At 68.5% G+C, this 16333-nt stretch carries 16 protein-coding genes; 9 read left to right on the plus strand and 7 right to left on the minus strand.

Going from position 1 to position 16333, the window contains the following annotated elements; translation table 11 throughout:
- Nucleotides 1–692: 692 nt before the first annotated feature.
- Nucleotides 693–2591, minus strand: a complete 1899-nt coding sequence (typA, locus tag NA8_RS15635) for a translational GTPase TypA (protein WP_063051118.1) — start codon at nucleotides 2589–2591, stop codon at nucleotides 693–695.
- A gap of 232 nt (nucleotides 2592–2823) precedes the next feature.
- Here typA and NA8_RS34375 point away from each other — a divergent pair, with 232 nt between their 5' ends.
- Nucleotides 2824–3000: a hypothetical protein gene (locus NA8_RS34375; RefSeq protein WP_085997124.1), complete on the plus strand. Its 177-nt coding sequence runs from the start codon at nucleotides 2824–2826 to the stop codon at nucleotides 2998–3000.
- Between the two features lie 51 nt (nucleotides 3001–3051).
- Nucleotides 3052–3351 carry a 4a-hydroxytetrahydrobiopterin dehydratase gene (locus NA8_RS15640; protein WP_063051119.1) on the plus strand — a complete coding sequence of 100 codons (300 nt, stop codon included), beginning with the start codon at nucleotides 3052–3054 and terminating at the stop codon, nucleotides 3349–3351.
- 7 nt (nucleotides 3352–3358) lie between these two features.
- On the opposite strand, the gene NA8_RS15645 is transcribed toward NA8_RS15640, so the two are convergent.
- On the minus strand, nucleotides 3359–4657 hold the full coding sequence (locus tag NA8_RS15645; protein ID WP_439957390.1) for a mannosyltransferase: 1299 nt from the start codon (nucleotides 4655–4657) through the stop codon (nucleotides 3359–3361).
- 252 nt (nucleotides 4658–4909) lie between these two features.
- Here NA8_RS15645 and NA8_RS15650 point away from each other — a divergent pair, with 252 nt between their 5' ends.
- Nucleotides 4910–5710 (plus strand): Rv1157c family protein, encoded by an 801-nt coding sequence (locus tag NA8_RS15650; RefSeq protein WP_063051120.1) that lies wholly within the window; start codon nucleotides 4910–4912, stop codon nucleotides 5708–5710.
- 129 nt (nucleotides 5711–5839) lie between these two features.
- Nucleotides 5840–6199, plus strand: a complete 360-nt coding sequence (locus NA8_RS15655) for a hypothetical protein (protein ID WP_063051121.1) — start codon at nucleotides 5840–5842, stop codon at nucleotides 6197–6199.
- 15 nt (nucleotides 6200–6214) lie between these two features.
- On the opposite strand, the gene NA8_RS15660 is transcribed toward NA8_RS15655, so the two are convergent.
- From NA8_RS15660 to NA8_RS15670, 3 genes are all read right to left on the minus strand, one after another.
- The gene (locus NA8_RS15660; RefSeq protein WP_063051122.1) at nucleotides 6215–6925 is read right to left on the minus strand and encodes a DUF1906 domain-containing protein; all 711 of its coding nucleotides are present in this window, start codon (nucleotides 6923–6925) and stop codon (nucleotides 6215–6217) included.
- Between the two features lie 176 nt (nucleotides 6926–7101).
- Entirely contained in the window at nucleotides 7102–8229 is a 1128-nt protein-coding gene (locus NA8_RS15665) for a hypothetical protein (protein WP_063051123.1), read from the minus strand.
- 230 nt (nucleotides 8230–8459) lie between these two features.
- Complete coding sequence (locus NA8_RS15670) at nucleotides 8460–9077, minus strand: CHAP domain-containing protein (protein ID WP_174550087.1); 618 nt, start codon at nucleotides 9075–9077, stop codon at nucleotides 8460–8462.
- A 172-nt stretch (nucleotides 9078–9249) separates the two neighbouring features.
- Here NA8_RS15670 and NA8_RS15675 point away from each other — a divergent pair, with 172 nt between their 5' ends.
- From NA8_RS15675 to NA8_RS15690, 4 genes are read left to right on the plus strand one after another with little or no spacing between them, the layout of a single operon-like run.
- On the plus strand, nucleotides 9250–9900 hold the full coding sequence (locus NA8_RS15675) for an ABC transporter permease (protein ID WP_063051124.1): 651 nt from the start codon (nucleotides 9250–9252) through the stop codon (nucleotides 9898–9900).
- Nucleotides 9893–11092, plus strand: coding sequence for an ABC transporter ATP-binding protein (locus tag NA8_RS15680; protein ID WP_063051125.1), 1200 nt, complete (start codon nucleotides 9893–9895; stop codon nucleotides 11090–11092). Before NA8_RS15675 ends, NA8_RS15680 begins: the two co-directional genes overlap by 8 nt.
- The gene (locus NA8_RS15685; RefSeq protein WP_063051126.1) at nucleotides 11089–11853 is read left to right on the plus strand and encodes an ABC transporter permease; all 765 of its coding nucleotides are present in this window, start codon (nucleotides 11089–11091) and stop codon (nucleotides 11851–11853) included. The genes NA8_RS15680 and NA8_RS15685 overlap by 4 nt, the downstream gene beginning before the upstream one ends.
- Nucleotides 11850–12824: a glycine betaine ABC transporter substrate-binding protein gene (locus NA8_RS15690; protein WP_063051127.1), complete on the plus strand. Its 975-nt coding sequence runs from the start codon at nucleotides 11850–11852 to the stop codon at nucleotides 12822–12824. Before NA8_RS15685 ends, NA8_RS15690 begins: the two co-directional genes overlap by 4 nt.
- Before the next feature lie 200 nt (nucleotides 12825–13024).
- Here NA8_RS15690 and NA8_RS15695 read toward each other — a convergent pair whose 3' ends face one another.
- The gene (locus NA8_RS15695) at nucleotides 13025–13663 is read right to left on the minus strand and encodes a TIGR03086 family metal-binding protein (RefSeq protein WP_063051128.1); all 639 of its coding nucleotides are present in this window, start codon (nucleotides 13661–13663) and stop codon (nucleotides 13025–13027) included.
- Nucleotides 13664–13751: 88 nt separating this feature from the next.
- Here NA8_RS15695 and NA8_RS15700 point away from each other — a divergent pair, with 88 nt between their 5' ends.
- Nucleotides 13752–14723 carry a helix-turn-helix transcriptional regulator gene (locus NA8_RS15700; protein ID WP_063051129.1) on the plus strand — a complete coding sequence of 324 codons (972 nt, stop codon included), beginning with the start codon at nucleotides 13752–13754 and terminating at the stop codon, nucleotides 14721–14723.
- A 143-nt stretch (nucleotides 14724–14866) separates the two neighbouring features.
- Here NA8_RS15700 and NA8_RS15705 read toward each other — a convergent pair whose 3' ends face one another.
- Nucleotides 14867–16321 (minus strand): MFS transporter, encoded by a 1455-nt coding sequence (locus NA8_RS15705; RefSeq protein WP_245663851.1) that lies wholly within the window; start codon nucleotides 16319–16321, stop codon nucleotides 14867–14869.
- Between the last annotated feature and the right edge of the window lie 12 nt (nucleotides 16322–16333).

A 16333-nucleotide genomic window follows, 5' to 3' on the forward strand; every position in this document is an offset into this window, starting at 1 on the left:
TGCATCGGCGCACTGCGGTCCGGCAATTCGCATGCCGATTGTCGATATTCGCGAAACCACGAGGTCGTTCGCGCAAGCGAGCAATTGCACCGAAACGCCGACCGGAAGACGGGACCCGCCTCCGCGAAACCATGGGCCGATGCGCCCACTCTGGGCGCAGGCCGACCAGAGTTGCACGTCAAGCCATCCGTCCGCCGAGAAAGATCATCTCACCGACCGCCCGGGGGACCGTCCGCATGAAGTTGGAATGTCTCAGGACGTGCCGACGTCTGCCGATTCCTACGGATGATACGAACGTTCTCTGTCGAAGTATCATCCTGACTTCTCGCCACTCCACCGCACAAACCACGAGCACCCGGTCAGCAATTGTCTGCACGGAAGAACGAGTACTTCGTTCGATCGTCCCGCAGCGCAGCGAAAGGGGGAGGAATATCACAAGAAAGTCGACGGACTTCGGAAGACAGATGCGGCATCCGACCCGATCCGCAAACCACATCACAAAGCCGTATCGAGGATATTCCGATTGTCGCGCCCGCCCCGAATTTCGTCACGGATGAATTGCCGACGACCTTCGGGTGTACGCGAGTCGAATCCGCGGCTGTCCAGCGCGAACGCCTTCCGCCTCGCGCACCGACCGGCCACGGGATCCGGCATCATCACGGTGACACCGAATCCCGTTGCGCCGGAAGCGATTACAGCGCCGCGCGGTCCCGCGCCTTGCGCCGGGACAGTTCCCGCGCACGTTCGTTCTGCCCGAGGATCACCTTGCGGACCCGGACCACTTCGGGGGTGACCTCCACGCACTCGTCGGCGGCGCAGAACTCCATGGCGCCTTCGAGATCCAGTTGCAGCGGCTTGGCCAGGGTCTCGATCACATCGGCGGTCGAGCTGCGCATGTTGGTCAGCTTCTTCTCCCGCGTGACGTTGATGTCGAGATCCTCCGCGCGCGGGTTCACACCGACGACGTGCCCCTCGTAGGTGTCCGCGCCCGGCTCCACGAAGAACTGCCCGCGGTCGGCGAGCTGGATCATGGCGAACGGCGTCACCGAGCCCGCCCGGTCGGAGACCAGCGAGCCGGTGTGCCTGGCCCGGATCTCGCCCGCCCACGGCGCGTAGCCGTGCGACACGGCGTTGGCGATGCCGGTGCCGCGCGTTTCGGTGAGGAAGTCGGTGCGGAAGCCGATCAGGCCACGCGAGGGAACGATGAACTCCATCCGCACCCAGCCCGCGGCGTGGTTGCTCATCTGCACCATCTTGCCCTTGCGCGCGGCCAGCAACTGGGTGATCGCGCCGAGGTACTCGTCGGGGCAGTCGATGGTCAGCTCTTCGTACGGCTCGTGCACCTTGCCGTCGACCTGCTTGGTGACCACCTGCGGCTTGCCGACGGTGAGTTCGAAGCCCTCGCGGCGCATGGTCTCGACCAGGATGGCCAGCGCCAGCTCACCGCGGCCCTGCACCTCCCAGGCGTCCGGGCGGCCGATGTCGAGCACGCGCAGCGACACATTGCCGACCAGCTCCTGGTCCAGGCGCGCCTTCACCATGCGGGCGGTCAGCTTGTGGCCCTGCACCCGGCCGACCAGCGGCGAGGTGTTGGTGCCGATGGTGACCGAGATGGCGGGCTCGTCGACGGTGATGCGCGGCAGCGCGACCGGATCGTCGATGTCGGCGAGGGTGTCGCCGATCATGATCTCCGGGATGCCCGCGATGGCGACGATGTCGCCCGCCACGGCGACCTCACCCGGCTGGCGCTCCACGCCGATCGTCTGCAGCAGCTCGGTGATCTTCACCTGCTTGACGCCGTCGGCGTGCATCCACGCGACGTTCTGCCCCTTGCGCAGTTCGCCGTTGTGGATGCGGACCAGCGCGAGACGGCCGAGGAAGGCCGAGGCGTCCAGGTTGGTGACGTGCGCCTGCAGCGGCGCGGTCGGATCGCCCTTCGGCGCGGGGATGTATTCCAGCAGCACGTCGAACAGCGCGTCGAGGTTCTCCGCGGCCGGGGCGTTGCCGTTCTCCGGACGTTCCTTGGACGCCTTGCCCTCTCGGCCGGAGGCGTACAGCACCGGAAGGTCGAGCGCGAGCTCGGCGGCTTCGGCGGCGGCGTCGTCCAGGTCGGAGGCCAGGTCGAGCAGCAGGTCGTGACTTTCCTCGACGACCTCCTCGATGCGGGCGTCGGGGCGGTCGGTCTTGTTCACGACCAGGATCACCGGCAACGACGCGGCCAGCGCCTTGCGCAGCACGAACCGGGTCTGCGGCAGCGGGCCCTCGGAGGCGTCCACCAGCAGCACGACGCCGTCCACCATGGAAAGGCCGCGCTCGACCTCACCACCGAAGTCGGCGTGGCCCGGGGTATCGATGACATTGATGACGGTGACCGAGCCGTCCGGGTGGTGGCGGTGCACCGCCGTGTTCTTGGCGAGAATGGTGATGCCCTTCTCGCGTTCCAGGTCGCCGGAGTCCATCACGCGATCGACGGGCTCGGCCCGCTCGGCGAAGGCGCCCGACTGGCGCAGCATGGCGTCGACCAGGGTCGTCTTGCCGTGGTCGACGTGGGCCACGATGGCGACGTTGCGAAAATCGCGTGCAGACGACACGCCTGAATCCTCCTGCTGTTTCGGTGTGGGAGCCGATGGTGCTCGGTGTCCTGCGGTAGCGGGACCCCTGCGCGGTTACGCAGGTTGCCGCCTCCGGGTCCTGACGCTCACGCCGGGCTCCTTGCAGACAGGTGGAGAATCGAAACTCACCGGGCATAGCGGCCAGCTACACCCTACCGGCAGTCCGTTCGCGCAACGTTTCAGGCTTTGTACTTAGGGTACGCTAACCCCCGTGGGCAAGGTCAAAGCAAAGAAGGTTTCGAGCCTGAAACCCAAGAAGAAGTGCTGTCGGAAGAAGACGCGCTGCCTGAAGTGCCCCGTGGTCATCATGCGGATGAAGAAGTGCGAAGCGGCCGGAATCACCGGCAAGGATCTGAAAAAGGCACTCAAGCAGGCACGCGCGGCCTGACCCCCGCCGCCACCTTTCCGGGGCGGCCCGAGGCGAGTAGTAAGGAGTGTTATGGCCCAGCAGACACTGCTCTCCGATATCGAGATCGCCGAGGCCCTCACCGAACTGCCGGATTGGACCAGATCAGGGAACGCGCTGGTCCGCACGGTCAAGGCGCCCACCTTTCCCGCGGGCATCGACCTCGTGCGCCGGGTCGCCGAAGTCGCGGAGGAAGCCGACCACCATCCGGACATCGATATCCGCTGGCGCGACGTCACCTTCAGCTTGTCCACCCACTCCGCGGGCGGGCTCACCGCGCTGGACGTCGCCCTGGCGCACCAGATCGATCTTCTGGTAACACGACCTGGCTGAATCGCATCTACGTGGTGTGCGCGGGGCCCTCTGCCGTCACGCGCGCTTGCTCATCCGCGCCCGATCGCGCGCGCCGGAGCCCGAAGCGGATGACCCAGAGGTAGAACACGACGACGCCGAGCACGTCGACGGCGCCGAGCCAGGCGAGCACCCACGGGCGCGAGATGGTCCAGATCGAATCCTGGAAGAACGACAGCACCCACGGCACGCCGACCAACATCGTCACCAGCCAGTATCCCGCCAGGATCCGCGCGCCGGGCGCCCGGCGCAGCGGCCCGTAGACCAGCCAGAGCACCGTGGGCAGCAGCCACACCCAGTGATGCGACCAGGAGATGGGCGAGACCATCAGCCCGAACAGCTGCACCACGATCAGCGTGCCGAGCCGGTCGTCCGGGCCGAGCGCGCGCCAAGCCAGCAACGCCAGCACCGCGACCACGAGCACGGCCGCGATCCACCATGGGCCGGACTCCACGTCGTAACCGAGGATCCGGCTGAGTGTGCCGCGCAACGACTGATTCCACACCGACCCCACCGGGCCGATCCGATCGGCGTCCCCGAGCAGCGTGCCGAAGTACCGGCGCGCCTCGGCCGGTGCGATCAGGAAACTCAGCCCCACCGTCGCGCCGAAGACAACCGCCGACCACACCACGGTTGCCCAGCGCCCGCGCGCGACGAAGTAGAGGCCGGTGATCGCGGGCGTCAACTTGATGCCCGCGACGATCCCGACCAGTCCGCCGGAGATCCACCACCGCGAACTGCGCACCGCGAGCATCCCGCCGAGCACCAGGAAGACATTGACCTGGCCGTAGTCCATCGTGGTTCGCACAGGTTCCAGCCACAGCCCCAGCGCGGTCCAGCCGACGGTCGCGGCCCGCCACTGCGGCGTCCGCAGCCGCTGCGCACCGAAGATCAGCTCGAGACTGATGTGCACCACCGCGTACAGCGCCGCGGCGATGGCCAGCAACCAGGCCACCGCGACCACGGTGAACGGCAGATAGTGCAGCGGGAAGAACACCAGCGCCGCGAACGGCGGATAGGTGAACGGCAACGGGAAGTCCGGGGTCTTCTCCGCGTAGGTGAAGTCGTAGAGCTGATCGGTCAGCAGCGCGGCCGACCCGCCGACGTAGACGTGCAGGTCGACGAGGTTCATCCCGTTCGGAGACAGCAGCATCCAGAGCAACCGGGCCAGCACGGACAGGCCCAGCACCGACAAAGCCCATCGGAGGTGACGATTCAAATCGCTGGCTTTCGGCTCGAGTGCGGTGCGTCGGTTCGGCACGCCCGGACTTCGATGTTCTGGCGACAGCGCGGACGGCACCGATTAGATTAACCGCAGCGTGCTTCCGGTCGGCTCCACCCTCGAACCACCGGTAACATTTGCATCAACTTTCACACCAGTAACATCAGGACGCGGTATGTTCTGCTAACACTGATCGTCCACGGCGCCTTCTGGACGCCGCGGCTGTACACATAGCCGCAATGTCCCTAGAGTGACCCCCGAAACGATGGCTTTTAGCAATCGAACCCAGATGTACCCGAGGTAAGGACGGCCAGACCAGTGCTTCGCACCCGAGGATCGCGGATCGCATTGTCCGCGCTCGCCATCGCGGCGAGCGCCACGCTCGCCGCGCCGACGACAGCAATCGCGGCCCCCGCGACCGCCCCGGCGGCGCTCACGAACAGCGTTCCCATGGTTCCCGAAGGTGTTCCGGTGGATGCGCTGGCCGCGCTCGCCCCAGCAATCGTCGGCGCCGTCGCGGGCCCGGCGGATATCGCGAGCCCCGGCGGGATCGCCGGCCCGCAGTCGGCCATCCTGGATCAGGCACGCAGGCTGCTGGCCACCTTGAACCTGCCGCCGCAGATCAAGTCGACACTGGAACGGATCATCACCTTCCTGGACGGCAGCGGTGGCGGTGGTCCCGAGGTGCCGCAGGACGGCCCGGCTATCGCGCAGTTCCTGTACCCGACCATCGGGAAGGGCTGCATCGGCCCGAGCGCCGACTCGGTGGGCACCGCCCTGGCCGTCCCCGGCCCGGCCACGCTGCCGCCGCCCGGCCCGAGCGCGGGTCAGACCGGGTTCGTCTTCACCGCGCTCGGCACCAAGTCGCCGACGCCGGTGCAGAATCCGCCGATGACGGTGCAGTGGCTGAATCTGGACACCCGCCAGTCCGGCGTCCTGCCGCTGACCGACGAGGCCAAGATCAACCCGGACGGCCCCGCTACGCTGTCGGCGATCGCCGACACGGGCTTCGGTCGCGTCGTCGCGGTCGTCTCCGGCTCGCTGACCACCAAGTCCGGTGACGACGAGGCGCGGACCTGCTCGTTCCTGCCGACGCTCGGATTCTTCACCGTAGGCTGAGCTTTCGATCGAGGGCGGCGACTCCATCGGGGTCGCCGCCCGCGATCGTTTCGGGGAAACCCACGGCAACCTCGAACGGATCCGCCGCGCCGCCCCACGAGCCGTCCGGACTGTGGTAGACCGCTAAGTATGGCGACCATCGATCATTCGATACGCACGGCACATTCGATCCGCAGCAGACGCTCGCACCGCTCGATCCTGTCTTTCCGCTCGGAGGGGTCGATCCTGTCCATCGGGTCGGCCTACTCGGTCCTGTCCATCGGCAGCGTGGGTTCGGTGCTGTCGATCGGGTCGGTGGGCTCGGTCGGGTCGGCGATCTCCTCGTTCTCGTTCGCCAGCCTCGGTTCCGCGTTCTCCGGCCTGTCCCGGTGGTCGCTGTTCTCCTGGCTCGGCAACCACGAAGCCCCGGACAGCCGCCCCGCCCTGCGCGTCGTCCCGGACGACGAACCCGACCTGCGCGTCACCCCGATAAGCCACTGCCAGACCTAAAGGCGCTCGCTCGTTTCACCACTGTCCGTATTCGGGCGTGAGCACGTTGTTCACGTCGATTCCCACCCCGTCGATGGATCGTTTGTCGATCTCGAACTGGTGCAGGTGGGCGGCCGGGTGCACGAAGCCCTTGGGTGTGCCCCAGTTGTGCTGCCAATACCAGGCGCCCAATCCCGCGGTGCGGGCCAGCTCGATGGTCGGGGTGTTCGCGTAGACGCCGGTGTTCTCCTTACCGAGCACGGCCTGCCAGCCCAGCAGGTACGGCGCGATCATGGTGGCGAAGTCGACCGCGGAGGGGTTGTCGTCGATGGACGCGTAGATGGGCACGTTGTCCGGACCACCGGCGGCGCGGTGCAACGCGAGCCCGCGCTCGGCGTGCCGCTTGCCCGCCTCCAGCCCGCCGCGCCAGTCCGCGGTCGGGCCCTTGCCGAACTGGTAGCACGAGACGATCTGCAGACCGGCCGCTTTGAGATCGTCGACTTCGGCGGATCGCAGCGGTTTTCCCGCCATCCACTCCGCGCCCGGCCTCCGGTCGGACACGTAACGGATCACGCCGGCATGTCCGGCGTCGCGGATCGCCGCGGCCGAGGGGACGCCACCTGCGTAATCGATCAGGGTGCCGAGCGAGGGCCGCGCGGCGGCGGGAGCCGCCGCGGTGACGCCGACCACGGCCGCCGCCGCCGCGTAGGCGAACAGATCACGCCGGGATACCGGAATGGAACGCATCGTCGACTCCTTCGCGCAACTCCGACGTGGAATAGCAGCGTGCCCGGCGCACCTTCCCCAAATCACCGTGCGCCGGGAGCCTCGAACGTGAACTCATTTCACCACATTCACATTGGAACCGCTAGACCCAGGAGAAACACGTTTCACATTCGCCACACTAGCCGCAGGTGATCGGGTCAGGCGACGCCATCGATCCGCGCGGCCACGTCGATGGTGCGCATCGCGGGATCGGCCAGTTCTCTACGGATCACCGCCGCCACCTGTGCGACGACCTGTTTCTTTATTCCGGCAAGCACACCGAGGGCGGCCGCCCGCGCGCCTTGCGCGGTGAACTCCATCCGGATGTCGGCGGGGCCCGGCGGCGGCACGTCGATCACGACGCGCAAGGGGTCGGCGGCGCGGGCGGTGAGCGCCAACGGCACCTCCACGTCGGCGCGATAGCGATTGGCTTTCAGAACGTCCACCGTGATGTCCAGGCTTACCGGCAGCGTCAGGTCGAACGCGACCGGATCCGCCGACCGGTCCGCCAGCCGCGGCATGCGGACCGCTCCCCGGACGGTCACGACAGCACTGGCGCGCGGCCCCGCCCGCAGCGGCCCGACTTCGATCGGCCTGCCCGCCAACCGTTCGACCACGTCGGACACCCGTTCGCGCGTCACGATGCGGGAGAAGAACCGGTGCCCGAACTCGTCGTAACCGATCCAGTCGAACGCGATCCGATCCCGGTGCGACGAGCGTTTGCCCGCGACCATGGCCTCGACGTCGAACACCAGGTTCCGGCGGGTCTGCGGATCGGCCAGCATGGCGTTCACCCGGGACGCGACCTCCCGCTGCACCACCCCTGCGATGGGGTCGAGCAGCCATTCCCACGCCGACTCCACCGCTTGGGCGCGCAGGACGAAGCTGATGTCACGCTGGGTGATCGGCGGGATGTCGATGACGACGAGGACGGGCTCGGCGGTGCGGGCATGCAGCGTCAGATCGATCTCCACCCTGGCCTCCAGCCGCAGTTTCCGGCCGCCGAGAAGCACTTTGAGCGTGAGCGACACCGGGACGGTCACGGCGAAGGTCACCGAGGGACCGCTGTGCAGGACGCGCGGGGCGCCGACCTTGCCCTCGGCGACGAAACCCGCGAGTCCGGCCGGGCCGATCGAGACCGGCCCGATGGTCAAGCCGCGGCCCGTCATACCGGAGATGGCGGATTCGATGCGAGCGGCGTTCACGGCGTGCGTGACGAAACGCTCGCCGAACTCGGCGTAGTCGATCCAGGCAGGCGCACTACTCGATTCGTCGGTCGGATGCATCAGTAGTTCCGGAACCCTCAGCTCTCGATGGACACCCGACACGGTACGCGACCGATCTTGTCCCGCCCCGGAACGCGCTGTTCAGCCCGGGATCCCCGTCCTGCCGATGAGGGGGAAGCAGGGCGGGGACCGGCGGCGGCGCTGCCGGGCGCCGCCGTCTCCATCGTAGGACCATCCGGCACGCCCTTTCACCCGCATATCGGACAGATTCCGCTCGGCGTGAGTGATCTTCACAATCGCCCGAGACCGACCACTCCCGTCACGTCGTCCAGCGTGAAGCGGTGGATCCGGATCCCGCCGTACTCGTTGCCGCCGATCGTGGTCACCTGCCCGCCATCGGCGCGCAGGACGATGTTCGTGTGCTGACCGAACGGACTGGACTCCCGGTACAACAGCACGTCACCGGTCCGCGGTCGATAGTCCGAGCCGATCGGGACGAACCGGCCGACGCTCTCGTAGTACTCCTGCAACGTGTAGACACCCGGAATCCGCCAGGAGCCCGAATGTGGGTTGGCCAGCGCCACACCGGCCTCGCGCAGCACCCAGCTGACGAAATCGGCGCACCATGCCTCCTCGACGCCTTCCGCGTATTTCGTGCCCGCGCCCGGATCGGCGAACTCGCGCTCGGCGACCGCGACGATTCCGGCCTGGGTGGCGTCGAGCGCCGAACGGTCCAGCGTGGGGAACTCGGTGAGACGCTCGCCCACGACCGCTCGGCGGTCGGCGCGGTCCTGCCACCAGAGGGCCCCGGTGATCCCGGCGCCGACCACACCGAGCACTACCAACGCGAGCGCGATCCACCGCCCTGATCGCGATCCCGGCCGCTGTGCCATCGCTCCCCCGTTCATTCGTGTGATGCTGTTGTCGAGCCTATAGAATTCGACGCGCGAGCGCGCCCGACGATTCCCGGCGCCATCCGGCCGACCAGGCCGGAGGCAATCCGTACGAGCCGAAATCGCGTACGGCAACGGCGAAACCGCGCTAGTCTCCCGAGAGACCGGCCGATGGGGAGGTACCGCCCTGGACACGCTGTGGACATTCATCGTGCACCGGCGGCATCAGTTGCTGGTCGACTCCTACCTACACGTCTCGGCCGTGGTGCAATCGGTGCTGCTGGCCACGGCGGTCTCGGTGCTGATCGGGGTTCTGGTCTATCGCAGCCCGTTCGGCTCCTCGATCGCCTCCGCGCTGGCGGGCGCGGTGCTCACCGTTCCGTCCTTCGCGCTGCTCGGCCTGCTGATCCCGATCCTGGGCCTGGGTGTCGCGCCGACGATCACCGCGCTCGTGGTGTACGCACTGCTGCCGATCCTGCGCAACACCATCATCGGGCTCGCCTCGGTGGACCCGGCCGTGACCGATGCGGCCCGCGGGGTCGGAATGAACCGGCTCCGGGTGCTCGCCCGGATCGAATTACCGCTGGCCTGGCCGGCGATCCTGGCCGGAATGCGGGTGAGCACGCAGCTCATCATGGGAATTCTCGCCCTCGCCGCATACGCCAAGGGCCCTGGGCTCGGCAACCTGATCTTCTCCGGTCTCGCGCGCCTCGGCAGCCCGAACGCGGTGCCGCAGGCCCTGGTCGGCACGCTCCTCGTCGTCGTGCTCGCACTCGTACTCGACGGGATCTACGTCCTGATCGGACGGCTCACCACCTCGAGGGGAATCCGTGACTGAGACCGAAACCCGCGACGGCTCCGCGAAATCCGTCGTCTCCGGCGTCGAGATCGTGCTGCATTCGGTGACCAAACACTATCCGGGACAGCGTGATCCAGCCGTGGACAAGGTCTCGCTCACCATCCCGGCCGGTGAGATCGTGGTCCTGGTGGGACCGTCCGGCTGCGGCAAGACCACCACCATGCGGATGATCAACCGGCTGATCGAGCCGACCTCGGGCACCATCACGATCGATGGGCGCGACGCGGCCACGATCCATCCCGACCGATTGCGCCGCGGCATCGGCTATTCGATCCAGCAGGCGGGGCTGTTCCCGCACCTGACCGTCGCGAAGAACGTCGCGACCGTGCCGGGCCTGATCGGCTGGGACCGGCGGCGCATCGCGGCACGGGTCGACGAGATGCTGGAACTGGTCGGTCTCGACCCGGACACCTTCCGCGACCGCTATCCCCGCCGGTTGTCCGGCGGCCAGCAGCAGCGCGTCGGTGTGGCCAGGGCGCTGGCGGCCGACCCGCCCGTCCTGCTGATGGACGAGCCGTTCGGCGCGGTCGATCCGATCACCCGGGCCTCGCTGCAGAACGAGCTGCTGCGTCTGCAAGGCGAACTCGGCAAGACGATCGTTTTCGTCACCCACGATTTCACCGAGGCGGTCAAGCTCGGCGACCGCATCGCCGTGCTCGGCGACAAGTCCCGGATCCTGCAATACGACACGCCCGCGGCGATCCTGGCCGACCCCGCCGACGAGACGGTCGCCGGCTTCGTCGGCGCGGACGCCTCGCTCAAACAGCTCACACTGACCCGGGTAGGGGACGTCGAACTCGGCGACTGCCCCACCGCGACCGAGGAGGACCCGGCCGACGAGCTGCGCGCCGCGCTCGCGGACCGGGGCCTGCCGTGGGCGCTGCTGCTGGACGGTCAGCGCCGTCCACTCCGCTGGGTCTCGGCCGAGCACATGGCGCACGCCGACTCGCTGCGCGGCCTCGGATCACCGGTGCCGGAGACGTTGTCGCTGAAATCGACGCTGCAGGACGCGCTGGAAGCCCTGCTCACGCATCAGAACGCGACCGCGGTGGTGACCGGACCGCGCGGCGAGTACGTCGGCCTGATCACCATCGACACCCTGGTCGGCCACCTGTCGGCCCTGCGCGCCGCGCACGGAGCGGGCGGCGCCGCGCGGGACGAGGCGCCATGACCACCGCCACCGCGTCACCCGCCGCCCAGCGCAGGGCCGAGCGCATCCGTTTGCTCGTACAGCCGGTGCTCGTGCTCGTGCTCACCGCCGGCGTGCTGGTGTGGGCGTTCGCCCGCGACCTCACCGTCACGCAGCGAGCGAGCCTGAACGCGGGCAACGTCGCGACCGTCACCTGGCAGCACATCCTGATCACCGCGACCGTGGTGCTGATCGTGCTCGTGGTGGCCGTCCCGTTGGGCACCCTGCTCACGAGACCGGGATTTCGGTGCCTCACACCCGTTTTCGTGGGCATCGCGAACATCGGCGCGGCCGCACCGGCCATCGGGCTGATCGTGCTGTTCTATCTGGCCACCCGGACCACCGGTTTCTGGATCGGCGTGGCGCCGATCGCGTTCTACTCCCTGCTTCCGGTGCTGCGCAACACCATCCTGGGCTACCAGCAGGTGGATCGGACGCTCATCGATGCGGGCCGCGGTCAGGGGATGTCGGCCGTGACGGTGTTGCGCCGCATCGAATTCCCGCTCGCGGTGCCCTACATCCTGGCCGGGTTGCGCACCTCGCTGGTGCTCGCGGTCGGCACCGCGACACTGTCGTTCCTGGTGAGCGCGGGCGGGCTCGGCATTTTGATCGACACCGGCTACAAACTGCGCGACAACGTCACCCTGGTGGTCGGCGCGGTGCTCGCGGTGGCGCTGGCCCTGCTGGTGGATTGGCTCGGCGCGCTCGCCGAAGAATTCCTCGGGCCGAGGGGGCTGAAATGACGCGGGCCTGGCGCGCACTCGCTCTCGGGCTGGGGTTGGCGCTGGTGGCCGCCTGCGGGCTGCAATCCGGCGGCGCCGTGCCACTGCGAGTGGGGCCGGGCAGCATCGGCCCGATCCCCGCGCTGGACGGTGTGCCGGTCGCGGTGGGCTCCAAAGATTTCACCGAACAGAACATCCTCGGGTATCTCATCGAGTTCGCCCTGACCGCGGCCGGCGCCGAAGTCCGCGACCTGACCAACATCCAGGGCTCCAACAGCGTGCGCGACGCCCAGCTGCACGGGCAGATCGACCTCGCCTACGAATACACCGGCACCGGCTGGATCAACTACCTCGGCAACGAGAAGCCGGTGCCCGACGAGATCGGCCAGTTCGAGGCGGTGCGTGCGGCCGACCTCGCCGAGCACGGCATGGTGTGGACCGCGATGGCGCCGATGAACAACACCTACGCGCTGGTCATGAGCGCGCGGACCGCGCAGGAGACCGGCGTGCGCACGCTGTCGGACTACGCCGCGCTGGCCGCCGCCGATCCGGCCGCCGCGGCCATCTGCGTCGGCACCGAATTCAACGTGCGCCAGGACGGATTCCCCGGCCTCGTCCGCAAGTACGAGATCGACGCGGGCAAGGTGCGCAAGCAGATCGTGCAGGACGCGGTGGTCTACCAGGCGACCGCAGACGGCAGACAGTGCCGTTTCGGCTCGGTCGCCGCCACCGACGGACGCATCCCGGCACTGAATCTGGTCCTGCTGCAGGACGATCGCGGGTTCTTCCCGAAGTACAACGCCGCGCTGGTGATGCGCAAGAGTTTCGCCGACGAGCATCCGGAGGTGGTCGAGATCATGACGCCGATCTCGCAGCGCCTCACCAACGAGACCATCACCGAACTCAACCGTCAGGTCGACGTGGACGGGCGCGAACCCGCGGAGGTGGCCCGGGACTGGATGGTCGCTCAGGGGTTCGTCACCGCGCGCTGAAGCCGTGAGTCACCAGGGCGAGCGTCGGCGTTACCGCAGTCGGTTGCCCATCCGCCCCACCGGACAGCCGCGGATCGCGGACCCACCACCGGCCGGTCGGCCCACCGCCGCCGACCCGAACAAGGTGTCCGGATCGGCCACGATGACGGTGGCCTCTGTCAGCGGGTGAGCATCGGGCCCGGCCCGAGCCGCGGCAACGCTCAGCGCGGCTCACGCCCCAGGTACCGCAGCAGATCACCGACGGCGTCGCCGGACGGACCGTCGACGATCGCGGCATAGGCTCCCCACTGGCGCAGCGGTTCGACGATCTCCGCCGTCTCGCCGCTGCCGGGCGCCGGGTGACCGGCGCGGGCGGCGGCGAGCAGGTGGGTGGCGAGCTCGTCGGTCAACGGCGACGCCTGACCGGTCGCGATCGCGATGTCCCAGGCGTGGACCGCGGCGTCCAGCGCGCACATCACCGCGGCCACCGGAGTGGCGAGCGCGCCGTGCGGCAGCGGCGTCGGCACGGTCTCGGAGGCGTCGTCCACGGTGCTCCAGGCGAGGGCGGTCTGCTCGAGCGCCTCGCGCACCAACTCCGCGGGAGCACCGTCGAGCGCGCCGGACGGCTCGAACGGGTTGTAGGCCGGACCCTCGCCGATGCCGAGGAACTCGGCGAACGCCAACTGGTCACCGGCGGCGTGCTGGACGACCTGCGTCACATCCCATTCCGAGCACGGGGTCGGCAGATGCCACTGATCCGCCCGCACTCCGGCGACGACGCTCTCCAGCGCGCGGTAGGAATCGGCGAGCACGCCGCGCCAGACGGGGCGCAGAGTTGCGGCGGCGGTGGTGGCGTTCATGTCGGAGCCTTTCGGTCGTTTTCGGTTCTGACATGAGCCTATGCGGGCATTAGGCTATTATCGTTCCTAATTTGCCAGGGAGGAAAATGTGGCGTCCACCACTCCGCGACTGCTGCGGCTGCTCGCGTTGCTCCAGGACCGCGCGCACACCGGACGCGAGCTGGCCGAGCGTCTCGGCGTCACCGATCGCACCCTGCGGCACGACATTCAGCGCCTGCGCGAGCTGGGCTACCCGGTGCACGCCGAACGCGGCGCGATCGGCGGCTACCGGCTCGGCCGCGGCGCGACCATGCCGCCTTTGCTGCTGGACGATGACGAAGCGGTGGCCGTCGCCGTCGCGGTCGGACTCGCCGAGGACGGCTCCACCGGCATCGCGGACATCGCCGAGCACGTCACCAAAGCTCTGGGCAAACTGGATCAGATCCTGCCGAAACGCTTGCAGCGCAAGGTCTCCGCGTTGCGTGAGGCGACGGCGATCGGCCCGGCCACGACCGGATCGCGCGAGCCGGACGCGCCGGTTCCCGCCGCCGTGCTCACCACCCTGGCCGGCGCCATCCGCGACGGCGCGACAGTCCGGATCGCCGAAGCCCGGACCGAAGCGTCGATCGAGGTGGAGCCGTACCGGCTGATCAACTGGCAGCGCCGCTGGTATCTGGTCGCCTACAGCCTGGAAGACCACACCTGGCGCGCCATCCCGGTGGCCCGGATCAGCCACGCCGAGGGCGGTTCCCGCCGCTTCGCCGCACGCTCGCTTCCGGATGACGATCTGGTCGCCTTCGTCATGCGGCACGTCGCAACCACCGGATGGAAGGTGCAGGCACGGGTCACCGTGCTCGCGCCCGCCGAGACGGTCATCGCCCGCATCAATCCCGCCGTCGGCGTGGTCGAGGCCGTGGACGCGGACACCTGTGTGCTCTACACCGGCGCGGACGCGCTGGAGACCATCGCGATCTACCTGTCCATGCTGATGATGGATTTCCGCGTCGACGGGCCACCGGAGCTGGTCGCCCATATTCGCACCCTCGGCCGCCGGTACACCGAGTCCGTCGCCGACTCCTGAGTGCATTCCGATTCGCACTCGGCGATCCGGCTACCGCCGCAGTCGCGACTCGCGTGCAGCCGCTTCCCCCGCACGGACCCGCAGTCACCGATGCGGGTACCGACCCGGCTGAACCCGGATCGATACCGCCGGCACGACAGTCGTCAGGAATGCCCGATGGTGGTCGCCGCGTCGGTGGTCTTCCGCATCGGGATCAACGCGGTCAGGCCGATCGCGACCAGCGCCGCCACCATCGCGATGAGGAAGGTGGTGTGGAATCCGTCGCGCGAGGGCAGCAGGTGCGGGCCCAGCTGCAGGGTCATGTGCGCCAGCACCACGCTCATCACCGCCGCGGAGGTCGAGGTGCCGATCGAGCGCATCAGCGAGTTCAGGCCGTTGGCCGCCGCGGTCTCGGTGATCGGCACCGCGCCCATGATCAGCGCGGGCATCGCCGCGTACGCCAGGCCGACGCCGCCTGCGACGATCACCGCGGCGAGCATGATCTCCCAGACGCTGTTCATCAACACCACCGCGCACAGGTAGCCGACCGCGATCACCGCCGATCCGAGCGCGAGAGTGACCTTGGGACCACGGCTCGCCGACAGCCGGGCCGACACCGGCGACAGCAGCATCATCACGAAACCGGTCGGCGCCAGCGCCAATCCGGCGCTGATCATGGACAGCCCGAAACCGTATCCGGTCTGCTCCGGCGCCATCAGCAGTTGCGGGAAGGTCAGCGACATGCCGTAGAGCGCGAATCCGACGGCGATCGAGGCCGCGTTGGTGAACAGCACCCGCGGCCGCGCCGAGACCCGCAGGTCCACCAGCGGTGAACGCTGCCGCAGTTCGAAGACGCCCCAACCGAGGAACACCACCAGGGACACCGCGAACAGGACCAGGATCGGGGCGCTGGCCCAACCCCAGTCCGCGCCTTTGGTGATCGCGATGAGCAACGCGAGCAGCGCCGCCGACAACCCGAGCGCACCGCCGAAGTCGAATCGGGCGGGCGTGCGCACCGGCGACTCCGGCACCAACACGAAAACCAAGGCGGCGCAGACGACGCCGAGCGCGGCGGAAGTCCAGAACAGCACGTGCCAGTCCGCGTTCTGCGCGATGGCCGCCGCGACCGGCAGGCCGATCGCGCCGCCGACGCCGAGCGTGGCGCTCATGATCGCCATCGCGGAACCCACCCGCTCGGCGGGCAATTCGTCCCGCATGATGCTGATGCCCAGCGGAATGGCGCCGACCGCCGCACCTTGCAGCGAGCGGCCGACGATCTCGGGCAGCAACGTGGAGAACGACGCGCAGACCACCGAACCGGCCACCAGCAGAAGCAGGTTCGCGAACAGGATGCGGCGCTTGCCGAACATGTCGCCGAGACGTCCGCTGATCGGCGTCGCCACCGCGCCCGCCAGCAGCGTGGCCGTGACGACCCAGGAGGCGTTGGACGCGGAGGTGTTCAGCAGCGTGGGCAGTGCCGGAATGATCGGGATGACCAGCGTCTGCATGAGCGAGACGACGACACCGACCATGCCGAGCGTCGCGATGAGCAAGGCCGGCGCGGGACGCCGGTCGCTGGAATCAGAGACGGTCGAAGACGCGTCGGCGGTTACTGTCACGTATGCACGGTA

The organism is Nocardia arthritidis NBRC 100137, from assembly GCF_001612765.1.
Lineage (GTDB): Bacteria > Actinomycetota > Actinomycetes > Mycobacteriales > Mycobacteriaceae > Nocardia > Nocardia arthritidis.

Coding starts and splice junctions, on each gene's coding strand:
- NA8_RS15640 (WP_063051119.1), top strand. CDS start 3,052: ATGGCCCAGCAGACACTGCTCTCCGATATCGAGATCGCCGAGGCCCTC.
- NA8_RS15655 (WP_063051121.1), top strand. CDS start 5,840: ATGGCGACCATCGATCATTCGATACGCACGGCACATTCGATCCGCAGC.
- NA8_RS15660 (WP_063051122.1), bottom strand. CDS start 6,925: ATGCGTTCCATTCCGGTATCCCGGCGTGATCTGTTCGCCTACGCGGCG.
- NA8_RS15665 (WP_063051123.1), bottom strand. CDS start 8,229: ATGCATCCGACCGACGAATCGAGTAGTGCGCCTGCCTGGATCGACTAC.
- NA8_RS15670 (WP_174550087.1), bottom strand. CDS start 9,077: ATGAACGGGGGAGCGATGGCACAGCGGCCGGGATCGCGATCAGGGCGG.
- NA8_RS15685 (WP_063051126.1), top strand. CDS start 11,089: ATGACCACCGCCACCGCGTCACCCGCCGCCCAGCGCAGGGCCGAGCGC.
- NA8_RS15690 (WP_063051127.1), top strand. CDS start 11,850: ATGACGCGGGCCTGGCGCGCACTCGCTCTCGGGCTGGGGTTGGCGCTG.
- NA8_RS15695 (WP_063051128.1), bottom strand. CDS start 13,663: ATGAACGCCACCACCGCCGCCGCAACTCTGCGCCCCGTCTGGCGCGGC.